The organism is Anaerohalosphaeraceae bacterium (assembly GCA_037479115.1).
Taxonomy (GTDB): Bacteria; Planctomycetota; Phycisphaerae; order Sedimentisphaerales; family Anaerohalosphaeraceae; genus JAHDQI01.
Genome location: JBBFLK010000018.1, coordinates 50,850 through 63,192 on the forward strand (window position 1 = coordinate 50,850; position 12,343 = coordinate 63,192).

Here is a 12,343-nt window from a genome sequence, read left to right on the forward strand (position 1 = left end):
GCTTCTTTTTTACGGCGAAGAAGCCGACGGCTCATCCGCCCCGGCCGGCTGGTCATCGTTTCGCTTTTCGTAGAGATAATCCTTCAGAAAGCAGCCCATCTCATAGGGCCCGCAGCGCAGCGTCCAGTCGGGGTTGAACAGTCTGGGCTCCCAGTCATAGCTGGCAGCCCAGCAGGTGCTGCTGATTTTGAACTGTTCGATCCAGTCCATCAAAGGGCGTCCGTAGTTGTCAATTGTGGCCGGCGGAATATGGCGGTGACGGAAACTGCGGCTGAACCCCCACTCGCTCATAAAGACCGGATGCACCTTCACGCAGCGGAGGATATGGTCTTTGTACCACTGGGCGTTCTCGCTGAGCCAGTGCATCGGATAAATATGGGAAACGATGGCATAATTTTTGCCGCCGATGGGGTCATCGATGGGATAGTCAGCGGCGGGTCCGATGATTTGCGAATAGTTGGCGCCGGCAATCAGCAGCAGCGTCCGCGGGGCATACTGCCGAATCAGGTTGACCCACTCCTGCATATCTTTCCGCACACTCAGCCAGCATTCCTCATCCGTGCCGACCTTGTTAATCGGCTCGTTGAACAGCTCAAAAATAACATGGCTGTCCTCGGCAAACCGCGGCGCCATATACTCCCAGAACTGCCGCGTCGTTTCGCGATGGTCGAAGGTGTTGCCGATGTAGTGCCAGTCCACAATGGCATACAAATCCTTGCTTTTGCAGTAGTCCACCACAGGGCGCAGCAGCTTCTCATAGAAATCATCCCGGCCGGGAATAAACGTCCACGGGCTTTTGTAATCCTCTTCATCCGGCGGATAAATCGGAATGCGGATGACCTTCGGATACCAGCCGGGAGAAGAACCCTGCGGGTCATTGCGGTTGGTCAGCCGGTCAATCATCCGAATCGCCCCGCCGAACTGTTTTTCCGTCCCGCCCAAATCAATCAAAGACACGCCGCGCAGAACTACCACATTGCCCGCCGGGTCTTTGAGGACCGTTCCTTCCGCGCGCAGCCAGGGGGTGGCTGCTGCCGACCAGGCTCCGAGAAACAGAAAGAAGCCGAGGGTGCTGCTGTTCGGCCGGAATGCGGCAATGTCTGATTTTTTGGGTACCTGTTTCATGGTTTCGTCCCCATTTCTGCATTGACACGAACGGTTTGGCCGGCCGGAAAGACCGGCACGACTTGTCCCTGAATCGGTGTTCCGTTGACCAGCAGGCGGCGGATGCCCTTCATCACCCCGCCCGGATTGCTCACGTGAATTTCATACCGGCAGCCGCGGAAGAGCCGATGCACGGTGAAACCCTTCCAGTCCGGCGGGATGCACGGGTCAATGCACAGCCCATCGTATTCGGGCCTAATTCCCAGGATATATTGCGTGAGGGCGACATAGGTCCAGGAGGCGGTGCCGGTCAGCCAGGAGTTTTTGGCCTCGCCGGGCAGCGGGGCATCCTTGCCGGCGATAGTCTGAGCAAAGCAGTAGGGCTCGCTGCGGTAAACATCCAGCCGGTCCTCTTTGGCCGCCGGACAAATCCGCCGATACAGCTCCCACGCCTTGTCCCCGCGTCCGAGGATGGTTTCGGCGATAATTATCCAGGTGTTGTTGTGGCAGAAGACGCTCGCATTCTCCTTATAGCCGGGCGGATACGAGGTGATTTCGCCCAGATAGTCGCGGTAATAGGTAAAGGCGGGCTGCACAAGGACCATTCCATTCTCATCGGCCAGATGCTCCCAGGCACTGTCGAGGGCCTGTCGAGCTTTCCCATCCTCCAGCCCCAGGCCGGCCATCACGCCCCAGCCCTGCGTTTCGATAAAGATTTTGCCTTCGTCGCAGGAGGCCGAGCCGACGGGCCGCGAAAAATGGTCATACGCCCGGCGGAACCATTTGCCGTCCCAGCCGAACTGCATCACGGCTTCTTTCATTGCGGCGGCTTCTTTTTCGTAGGCATCTGCGGCTGCCGCATCGCCTCGCCGGCGCAGCAGGGCCGCCAGCCGGCCTGCGCTGTAAATGAACAGCTGGGCGACCATCACTGATTCGGCCCGGCCGCCTTCGATATCGCCGGCCAGCTGAAAGCTTTCGCCGGGGGTATTGCTGAAGCAGTTCAGGTTCAGACAATCGTTCCAGTCGGCATGGCCGATCAGCGGCAGATTGTGCGGCCCTCGGTCTGCCAGCACCCGACGGGCCGACTGGTGCAGGTGGTCCAGCAGGGTTGTACGCTCGGCACTCTGGGGCTTGTCCGCATATCCGACGGGAGCATCGAGAATCGATTCATCGCCGGTTTCGCGAATGTAGGCGTCCGTTGAAACAATCAGCCACAGCGGGTCGTCGCTGAAACCGGTGCCGGCTTCGTGGTTGCCCTGTTTGGTGAGGGGCTGGTACTGGTGATAGCAGGTGCCGTCGGAGTTCTGCGTGGCGGCCAAATCCAGAATCCGCTGTCGGGCCCGCGCGGCTACCATCTGCACGGAGCCGAGCAGGTCCTGATTGGAATCCCGAAACCCCAGCCCGCGTCCGATGCCGGATTCAAACGAACTGGCCGAACGCGACACATTGAACGTAACCATACATTGATACGGATTCCAGGTATTGACCATCCGCCGAACCAGCGGATTGTCTATCTCGGTCTGAAGGGTTCCGAGGAGCTGCTCCCAGTGCCGCCGAAGCTGCTGAAACTTCTCCTCAATCTGCTCGGCTGTCTGAAACCGCCGGAGGACTTCATAACATCGTTCTTTGTTGAGCACGCCGGGAGCGGAAAATTTCTTTTCGGGCGGATTTTCCAGATACCCGAGAACAAAATGAAACGAGCGGGTTTGACCTGCCTCCAGCGTCAGCCGCAGATGGTGGGAACCGACCGGCGCCCAGCCGTGGGCAATGCTGTCAGAAGACTTTCGTAAAAGCACGGCCTGCGGACAGCCGTAATCATTCATATTCCCCAGAAACGCATCGCGGCTGCTGTCAAATCCGACAACCGGTTCGCTGGAGGCGAAAAAGGCATAATGATTGCGGCGTTCGCGGTATTCAGTTTTGTGATAAATCACGCTGCCTTCGACTTCGACCTCGCCGGTGTTCCAGTTTCGCTGAAAATTGGTGGCGTCATCCCAGGCATTCCACAGACAGAACTCCGCATAACTGAAGATGTCGATGGTTTTTTTGCGTCGGCTGTGATTGGTCAGCTGAACCGCCCAGACCTCCGCATCTTCATCGACCGGCACAAAATAGGTCGTCCGGGCTTCGATTTCTCCGAGCCGGCCGGTAATTACGGTATAGCCGAGGCCGTGACGGCACTGGTAAAAATCCAGCGGGCGCCGCATGGGCTTAAAGCTCGGGTTCCAGGTGTCTTGCCCGTCGCAGATGTACAGATAACGGCCGGGATTGTCTTTGGGCACCGCATTGTAAAAATAACGGGTAATCCGCCGCAGCCGGGCATCCCGATAAAAACTGTAGCCGCCGGCCGTATTCGAAATAATCCCCAGATAATCCTGAAATCCCAGATAGTTTATCCACGGAAGAGGGGTGTCGGGTCGCGTGATGACGTATTCCCGAGCCGCCTCATCGAAAAAGCCGTACTTGGATGTCGTCTCCATTTTGCCGTCCTAACCGTGCAGTTTTGTTCCAAATGGCGTTTTCTCTATTGTCTAAAATATTTGCATTAGGGGTTTCTGTAAAGATTATTTTTGGAAGAAAACAAAAAAGGGCCTGCTTTTTTGCAGGCCCCGTCATCCGGAAGGGATGTTTTTTTGTGACGATTACGGATAAAAGCCCTCTGCCAGCCAGTTTTGAGCCATCATGGCAAAGTCCGCCAAATCAACGCGGCAGTAAGACGTTCCCGTGTTATCTACGTTGAAGTGGCTGCCCGGGAAGTCCGTATAGATGCAGCCGGGTTTGCCCGTCAAATTATAGTATTCCTGGGCAATTGTCTCCGGAGTGAGGACATAGTTGTACACCCGCAGGTTGTCAATCAGCCCGTTGAAGTACCGATGGATGCCGCCCTGCGTATCCTGAGGCGATGCTCCGATGAGCATTCCGTTTACCCACGGCAGGAAGGTGCTGCTGGAGGCACTGCCGGAGGTGGCAATGAGACTGCCGTCCACATACACCCGCATGATGTCATCCATCGCCCAGGTCGCCGCAATCATATGCCACTGTCCGTCGCCGGCCATGTTGAAGTTGTTCACCCATGTCGGCCGCCAGGACACCCACGATACCTGAGCCGTCTCGCCCAGCACAAGGGCCCGGGCGTTGGTATAAGTGGAATCCAAATCCGACTCCACCGCCAGTTCAAAAGCCGTATGCGGCCAGCCGTCTCCGTGATTCCAGCCGGACAAAATCGCCGCCACCTTGCTGTAGGGCTCCCCGCCCGGCACGGAATTGACCTTCACCCAGCAGACAATCGACCCTCTGTCCAGACCGCCGCCGATGCCGCCGGCATCCAGCAGACCGGCTTTCGGAAAGCCGTTGTTGCCCAGCGTGACATACTGGTTGAGGCCGTTCAAAGACAGCGCTTGACCGCCGCCGACGCCCGGGGCAAAGGTCGGGCTGCCGACACCGGTGCCGTTGATGTTGTGTCCGCTGGTGTCATTGAGGTTGCCGTCAAAGAGGTATTCGGCCACCTTGCGTTCCACAACCAGCGTAACGACATTCGAATAGAGGTCCGGGAAAGACCCTCCGCCGGATTGGGTCGCCGTATTCCAGACTCGGCAGTAGTAATAGCCCTGATAAGCGCGGTTCGGCGAGGGAATCGTCAGCGTCGGACTGTTGCCGCCAATCGAAGCGCTGATGGCAACGTCGGACGCATCAATCACCCCGTCCTGGGAGAAGTACCACTGGTAGCCGGGCTGCGTGACGCTTTGAACCGTGATGGTAAACTGCGGGTTGGGGCCGCCGATCAGATACCGGGTGCTCACCGGCTGGGCTGTAATCACCGGCAGCGTGCTGAGCGTGTTGAAGGACCAGATGGGACCGATGATGTTGTTGGGTTCCACATCCGCCAGTGTGCTGACGCCGACGGTAAAGGTTTGTTCAAATCCTTCGACGGCTTCCACCACCGCCCAGCGGAACGTGCTGTTAATCGGCAGAAGGATGGGACCATACTGGGATTCAGTCATCGTCAGGCCCGGGTCCACGCCGGTTCTGCCGTGATAATACAGATTGGGATCATCAATGGTCTTGCTCATAAAAACATATTCATCCGCAATCAGCGGATTGACCTCGTATTGTCCGTTGGGGTCTGCTCCCGGTCTCCACTTCAGAAGAGCATTGACGAAGTCGGGATTGGCGGCAAACTCCTGCTCCACGGAGGGATTGCGCGGCCCGAACTCATCAATGATTCCTTCCGGCCAAATCCAGATGTTGTCAATATAAATCGTTGCGCTGCTGCCGGTACCGGTATTGATGCCGAATCCGATATTGGCGCCCCAGCCGCCGATGGCATTGATAATGGCATTTCGCGTTTCCTCATCTATTGTAAACACATACCGATGGGGCAGACCGTCCAGAACCAGCGGCTGCCACATATACAGATTCCAGCCGCCGCTGGGGGCCGCCGTGTTGTGAATAAACCCCAGTTCACACCAACCGGCTGTTATTTCTGAGGCAAACGCCGTCACATCGACCGAAACAACGCTGTTCGGAGACAGAATGGCCTGAATCCAGGGGTTGTCTAAACTATTCCCCATCACAAACAAAGGCAGCTGTACCGTAGCACCCCAGCCGCCGTCGGCATCCACACATTTTAACGAATGGGTTCCCCGCGTAGCGGCCACCGCCGGCAAAAGCGTGTCGGAAATGGCCAGTCCGCCGTTAAACCAGTGGTCATATCGATAGGGTGTAAAACTGGTGTCCGGGCCGCTTTCAAAATCTCCGATTAAAATCGGGTCCATCGCAAAACCGGCGGACAGAAAAAGAAGTCCGAATCCTATACAAATCCAAAACCTGTTTCTTTTCATCTGCTTCCCCTTTCCTTTTCTTCTTATGACTTGAAAATCATTGCCTTTTAGTATTTTCCTCTCAATTCCAGGCGCGGCTGTTCAAACAGACACCAGTCATAACTGATTCCGTCGCCGCCGTCGGTGACGGCCAGTGTCAGAAACCGCTCCTCTGGCCGAATTTCAATGTTGATTTTCTGAATCGACGCCTGCTGATGCGGATTGAGATGATGAAACCGCACCTGACCGTCCACGAGCACCCAGAATTCATTGGCCATTTGCGCCAGCGCATTGGCCGAAACGCCGCAGCGGGCGGTAAAGCGGACAATTTCCAGATTCGGATACTGCCGCCGCAGGGCGTCCAGGTCAAACGTAATGCCCGCGTTGGAGTGAATCACCAGCACGGAGGAGGGGGTTTTGGACGGCTCCAGCGACACCTCCATCGGCTGACCTTTCAGGAGTTCCTGATTGTCCCCCAGGCGTGCGGTGTAAATAATCGGCTGCGTGAGGATATCCGCCCAATATTCGCCGGCCGTCCGCGGAAAACCGCCGAAGGTATGCCCGGCTGAAGACACCTGCACCGGTTGCTGACCGCCGTTAGGGACAAACACGCCATCGACGAACGGAAGAACCGACACCGGATGATAGGCCCCCGAACCGCTTCGGATATAGCCCTGCTCGGCCTCCGGATGAACCTGTCCCGCAGCCGGGTCGATTCCCATTGGGGACGGAACAGATTCTTTGCCGCTGCCGCCGGCGGCCAGGTTCGCCAAATCCAGATAGGTCTGTCCGTACCAGACGGACTGCTCCTGCGAAGAAATCCTTCGGGCAAAATATAATTCCTTAAACTCCGCCGGCCGGATTTTTCCATCCGGTTCAACCCGACGCGCCTGGGCCGACTGGAGGATTTCGCTGGTCTGCGGGGTTCCCTGCACACCGGCGACAAGATTGACTTTGCCCTTCATCACGTGCACTTCGGCCTCTCCCCCGCCGCGCACCTCCAGCCCGAATTCCGTGCCCAAATCCACCACGCGCGAACCGGGACATTCAACGGTAAAACCGATAGCGGTATTGGGAACGGAGGCAAAGACCTTTCCGCTGAAAAGACGCATCTGGTTTTCTGAGAGCAGCTTGAAACGGGCGGGACCTTCGAGCACGACTTCGGCGCCGGAATCGAAACGAATGGAAATGAAGCCGCCGAGCAGTTCTTTCGGACGGACGGAAAGACGGTCCTGCGGCTGAAGAGGATTTTGGCCGGAGGCCCAGCGGGCATTGACCGAATCAGTCAGGGTTGCCACCGCCGGCGAAGCAAAAAACTGCGCATACACCACGATAAAAAGCATGGCAGCGACGGATACCGCAATCCCAAACAAAGACAGCCGGCTGACACGGCGGCGCGGGGACATCGGAGCAGCCGGCGGTTCCGAAACAGCCGGCTCAACCGGACGCTCCACCGGCACCAGTTCCGCCGTCTGTTCGTGCCGGGCCAGCTGCTGCCACAGCTGTGCATCCAGAACCTCTTCCGTCGAAGAGGCGGCCTGCGGCGCGTGTTCCAGAAGGGTCCGAAGGTGCATATGGATCTGCAGAAACTCCACATAATACCGGCGGACCTGCGGCTGTTCGACAATCAGACGGTCCAGCTCGCGAATTTCCTCCTCTTCAATTCGCCCGTCCAGCGACTTGCAGATCAGATACCGTACACGATAAAAGATTTTTTCCTCTGCATTCATGGTCGTTCTCCCGCCGCCAGCGTTCGCCGCACACAATTCAGCAGCCAGTCGTTCAGCCGAGCGGTATAACGATAAACGGCATCGATGGATGCGCCGACTTTCTGTGCCACAAGGCGGGCACTGGAGCCGTCATAATAGCGCATCCGGATAAACTGCTGGTCTTTGTCGGACAGTTTATTCAGGCAGTTGCGCAGGGCCTGAAGCCGGTCCTGACTCTGCTCCTGCACCTTTTCCGTTTCGGAAATCAGCAGGTCATAGGCCTCTTCGCTCAGACACAGGCGGGAACGTTTGTTTTGTTTTCGGTAATTGAGGATCTGGTATTTGGCGATGGTGACTGCCCAGGAAACGAAGTTGGTTCCCGGTTCAAATTTATGGAAGTTTTTCCACATCACCGCTGCCGTTTCCTGCATAATGTCATCGGCATCCGAATCATTGGGGACCATACTGATGATGTAGGCATAGATTCGGGCGTGGTTGGCCGTAAGCAGTTTGACGAACGGCGTTCGGGCCTTCAGAAAATCGGATGTCTTTTCGTTTTCCTGTGTCATCGTCCTGCCTAATTTACTGTCTTGCTCTGTGCAGTCCGTTTTTCCCGTTCACCCCTTCTGCAATAGCCGAAAGTCTGGTTTGTCAGCGGTTTTTTCTCGGCTGGGAGCTAATTTTATTCCCCTGGGTTCCGAAGGGAAGAAAAACGGGCTTGCCTGCCGAAAGCGAACAAGCCCGTTTTTACCCTCCTGTCCTCTCCTGCTACCGCCTGCGGCGAAGGACGGACAGTCCGCCCAGCCCCAGCAGGACCAAAGAAGCCGGTTCCGGGACAAGCACTTTGATATTGTCAAAGTAGTAAATTGCCATCGCCGGATAAATCGGCTCGCCGGTAATGGGGTCGTTTTCATTGCTGCCGGTGTTGCTGATAAAGCCGATGTTGGCCCAGCCGGTGGCGCCGCCCATCTTGGCCATTGCTTCTTCGGAAATCTGGAAGACGAGCGTTTGCGTGCTTCCGATGGCGACATTCTGCCAGTCAAAGACGCTCCACATGGTCTGTGCCCAGCCAGCTTCGGCACCGAGACCGGTGTTGATCAGCAGGCCGATGGATGCCCAGCCGGCGGGAAAATCATTGGCGAAAGTCGTAATGTCCACGGAGACTTTCCCATAGGCGGCCAGTTTGGCTTGAGCCGGTGTTCCCAGCAGCGCCCCTTCAATCGTATTGTCCCATCCTCCCTGGACTTGCGTCATTTTCATCGACCACTCCCCCAGGGTTGCGTTGGCCTGCACGGGAGTGGAGGAATCCCCCGGCTGCCAGCCGCCGGTCCACCAGCCGTCGTTGGAGTTTTCGAAATTGCCGACAACGATGTCGGCCCAGGCGGAGGAGGCCAGTACAAGAGATACAAGACACAGAATTGCTTTTGCTTTCATCTTTCCTTCTCCTAAAGAGTTACAAACGTTTCTTTCTCTCACACACTTCCACACTTCACACACACGGGACAAGGGTACTCCGTAAAGCAATAGCCGTTAAATGGGGTGCTTTGCGCAGATTTTGTGAAAAAACGACTGTATTTTTGCTTTTCCGAGATGACAAAAAATGTATGTATGACGTACAAAAATTGTATAGAATATAAAAGCAAGAAAATATAGATAAATAGAAAAGAGACAATGAAAATCTTCTTTGGGTTTTTGGGGAAATTTTTTGATGTTCACATTTTGAATATCAGCGAGTTCGGCATTTTGCGGTTTACTTTATTTCAACGGACAGGCAAAGAGATATAATACTCCAAACCAAGTGGAAGAAATGATAAATTGGGATGTAGCGTTTGTACAGGAGTCAGTTATGGGGCAGCCAGTGTTGTATCATTACGGCAGGTTTCCGCCGACAAACATCCAGTGGGATAAACTGATTTCACTAATTGGACCGGCGACGGGAGCTTTGACGCGTTATGATGGTGTCTTATCCGTTATTAGGAATCCATCGGTTCTTTTGTCTCCTTTAACAACACAGGAGGCGGTTCTTTCCTCAAGAATCGAGGGAACACAGGCCACCCTCGGAGAAGTGCTTGAGTATGAAGCGGAAAAAGACGGGAATGGCTTTCCAGAGGAGAAAAAAGAAGATATTTTTGAAATATTAAATTATCGCCAAGCTATATGGAAAGCTGTTGAACTCCTGAAGAAATTACCTCTTTGCGGCCGTGTGATCTGTGAGGCGCATCGGGTTCTAAACAAAGCGCCCGGAGAATATCGGAAAACACAAAATTGGATTGGCCCGCATGGCTGTTCCCTTGAGCAGGCTCGATTTGTTCCGATTTCTCCAGACCAACTGCCTGATGGAATCAGCGCATGGGAGAAATACATCCACCAGGAAACTCCAGATAAACTCGTGCAACTAGCTGTTCTGCATGCAGAATTTGAGGCCCTGCATCCATTTTATGATGGTAATGGTCGAATCGGAAGGTTGTTTGTCCCCTTATTTTTATATAAAACAGAACTCATTAAAAGTCCTACATTTTATATAAGTGCTTATTTTGAGGCAAATCGCGAGGAATATTATGAGCGGCTCCTGGCAGTCTCCCGTGATAATGATTGGACTGGTTGGTGTCAATTTTTCTTAAAAGCTATTGAGAGCCAAGCCAGAGAGAATCAAGAAAAGGCGACAAAAATCCTTCAGTTATATGAAGAAAAGAAAAACCAGATACAGGAGATTACTCGTTCCCAATATACCCTACATATCTTAGACTTTATTTTCGAAAATCCTATATTTAAGGCAACCACTTTAGCAAAAATAGGAAAAATTCCGGAATCCTCTGCAAAAAAACTTCTGATTGATTTACGTAATGCTAATGTTATCAAGACATTAAAACAAGCAAGCGGGCGAAGGGCGGCTGTATTTGTATTTCATGAATTGCTGAATATTGCCGAAGGGCGGGAGGTTTTTTGAGGATATTCAAATAACCACAAGTTCATTTGTGGATACTGAAAGGGGGTTCTGATATCCACAAAATAAGTTGTCGGTATTGGAGTATCCGCAAAGGTCTGCAAAGAGGTAAAAACAGATAGGGAATTATTGCAAAAATAGAATGGAACGTCGGGAGATGATGTCGCTGATAAGATGAAGGGAAATGCCGAGTATGTCGAGGCAGATAAGCCGGATTGTGTCGGAATAATCGGCGGCGTCGGGGAGGACCTCCTCCAGAGCATTCGGGCAATTCAGGAACCATTCCGCGCGGAAAAGGACCTCCGGCCGGGCCGGAAAGACGGCCATATAGAAGATGTCGCTTTCGACCAAATCCTGAAAGAAATGCGTCCCAAAGGACAGGTCGGGGATGAGATTGCTCCCCTCGCAGGCAATTTCGGCCAGCACAGAGACATTGCTGATTTCGGCAAACCGCACCGGCACGCCCAGCGAAGGGGTACTGGTACCCCAGCGTCCGGGGCCCAAAAGCATCACGGATGTCTTTTCGCGGTCTTCAATCATTCGGTTGAGCCGGCCGATGAGACGGGCGACTTCGTATTTTTGGTTCTGCGGGCGCTCCAGATAGGGTTCCGGAACCACATAAATAATCCGATGGATGGGCAATGAGACGCTCGGCCCCATCGTAAAGCCCTCTGTCCGGAGAAGAATCTTTTCATCCGGAACTGTGGTGGGCATCCGGACATCGGCCCGGATGCCTTTGGTCTGCAGCGGCCGGCACTGGACAAGATTGATTCGCAGCTGGCCGTCCTGCGTGAAATTAACGGTAAACTCTATATCAACCGGATACTGATAGGCGGCCTCGAGTGTTTTTAAGAGCCGATGCATCAGCTGCGGAAAGGCCGTTTCAGCCAGCAGTTTGCGGAAGGTAACCAGATAGTAGGTTTTGGCGTCAGAGCGTCCCGTTTCCTGCAGCCGGCGCATCAGGTATTCATCCGGAGAAACAATCAGGTCCAGCGGCAGGTCCAGCGGCTCGGACAAAATCTCCTGCACATCGATGGCCTTGAGGCGGTTTTCCTGCACATCGAGCAGGTCGATTTTGTGCTGGGAGAAGCGGCCGGCACCATCACGGTCGGCATAGGGCCGCACGAGCGGGTCGTCCAGAGCGATCGTCTGCGGGTAGTCATCCTCCACACGGTCCACGGCGCGGGTGCCCAGTCCAAAGACCAGCCGCAGCATCCCGGCTTTCGGGTCCAGCGAGGCATTCCAAACAAAGGTATTATACGAAACACCTACCCCTGCCATGGCCGGAAAATAGTAATGCCGATGATAAGCGCCGGAGACCCGCTGAACCAGCAGCGCCATCTGTTCATCGTGTCCGGCCAGGCCCCGCTGGAGCCGATAAGTGAGGGCGTTTTCATTCATCGTACTGGCAAAAATGCGGCGGACGGCCTCTTCAAAGCGGGCCAGACGCTCCTCGGGGTCGCCCTGATTGACCAGAAAGATGCTTTCGTATTTGCCGGCAAAGGCGTTGCCGAAGGAATCCTCCAAGAGACTGCTGGAGCGTACGATGATAGGCGACTGGCCGAAGTACTCCATCATTTCCTGAAACTGCCGGCGAATGGGCTCGGGGAATTTGCCGTGCAGCATTTTGTCCTTCAGTTCGGCGGCGGCGCGGAAGTAGCCCTCCGACGTTTTCTGCTCCATAAAGAGTTTCCACCAGCCGTTTTCGACAATGTAGTGCCGTTTCCAAAAAATAATTTTAGCATTTTCTAAATTCAAGACTTGCG

General features: G+C 54.6%; 8 protein-coding genes. 1 reads left to right on the forward strand and 7 read right to left on the reverse strand.

All coding sequences use genetic code 11. The annotated features are described in order from the left end of the window. Positions 1–9: 9 nt before the first annotated feature. The 6 genes from WHS88_09360 to WHS88_09385 form a co-directional block, all read right to left on the reverse strand. On the reverse strand, positions 10–1,125 hold the full coding sequence (locus tag WHS88_09360; protein MEJ5260383.1) for a cellulase family glycosylhydrolase: 1,116 nt from the start codon (positions 1,123–1,125) through the stop codon (positions 10–12). Further along, complete coding sequence (locus WHS88_09365; protein MEJ5260384.1) at positions 1,122–3,584, reverse strand: glycosyl hydrolase family 65 protein; 2,463 nt, start codon at positions 3,582–3,584, stop codon at positions 1,122–1,124. Before WHS88_09365 ends, WHS88_09360 begins: the two co-directional genes overlap by 4 nt. A gap of 162 nt (positions 3,585–3,746) precedes the next feature. Further along, positions 3,747–5,945, reverse strand: a complete 2,199-nt coding sequence (locus tag WHS88_09370) for a LamG-like jellyroll fold domain-containing protein (GenBank protein MEJ5260385.1) — start codon at positions 5,943–5,945, stop codon at positions 3,747–3,749. A gap of 47 nt (positions 5,946–5,992) precedes the next feature. After that, positions 5,993–7,654, reverse strand: coding sequence for an NPCBM/NEW2 domain-containing protein (locus WHS88_09375; GenBank protein MEJ5260386.1), 1,662 nt, complete (start codon positions 7,652–7,654; stop codon positions 5,993–5,995). Next, a complete protein-coding gene (locus tag WHS88_09380; GenBank protein ID MEJ5260387.1) occupies positions 7,651–8,202 on the reverse strand; it encodes a sigma-70 family RNA polymerase sigma factor in 552 nt (183 codons plus the stop codon). Before WHS88_09380 ends, WHS88_09375 begins: the two co-directional genes overlap by 4 nt. A 199-nt stretch (positions 8,203–8,401) precedes the next feature. Further along, positions 8,402–9,067, reverse strand: a complete 666-nt coding sequence (locus tag WHS88_09385; GenBank protein MEJ5260388.1) for a PEP-CTERM sorting domain-containing protein — start codon at positions 9,065–9,067, stop codon at positions 8,402–8,404. A 412-nt stretch (positions 9,068–9,479) separates the two neighbouring features. On the opposite strand from WHS88_09385, the gene WHS88_09390 reads away from it, so the two are divergent. Then, a complete protein-coding gene (locus WHS88_09390; GenBank protein ID MEJ5260389.1) occupies positions 9,480–10,580 on the forward strand; it encodes a Fic/DOC family N-terminal domain-containing protein in 1,101 nt (366 codons plus the stop codon). 123 nt (positions 10,581–10,703) lie between these two features. Here the strand turns inward: WHS88_09390 and WHS88_09395 are convergent. Further along, the coding region (locus WHS88_09395; GenBank protein MEJ5260390.1) for a PEP/pyruvate-binding domain-containing protein at positions 10,704–12,343 on the reverse strand (1,640 nt) is incomplete at its 5' end.

Bases quoted from the DNA above. Each gene is read 5' to 3' on its own strand.
- WHS88_09380 (MEJ5260387.1), bottom strand. From the start codon at position 8,202: ATGACACAGGAAAACGAAAAGACATCCGATTTTCTGAAGGCCCGAACG.
- WHS88_09375 (MEJ5260386.1), bottom strand. From the start codon at position 7,654: ATGAATGCAGAGGAAAAAATCTTTTATCGTGTACGGTATCTGATCTGC.
- WHS88_09365 (MEJ5260384.1), bottom strand. From the start codon at position 3,584: ATGGAGACGACATCCAAGTACGGCTTTTTCGATGAGGCGGCTCGGGAA.
- WHS88_09385 (MEJ5260388.1), bottom strand. From the start codon at position 9,067: ATGAAAGCAAAAGCAATTCTGTGTCTTGTATCTCTTGTACTGGCCTCC.
- WHS88_09390 (MEJ5260389.1), top strand. From the start codon at position 9,480: ATGGGGCAGCCAGTGTTGTATCATTACGGCAGGTTTCCGCCGACAAAC.
- WHS88_09360 (MEJ5260383.1), bottom strand. From the start codon at position 1,125: ATGAAACAGGTACCCAAAAAATCAGACATTGCCGCATTCCGGCCGAAC.
- WHS88_09370 (MEJ5260385.1), bottom strand. From the start codon at position 5,945: ATGAAAAGAAACAGGTTTTGGATTTGTATAGGATTCGGACTTCTTTTT.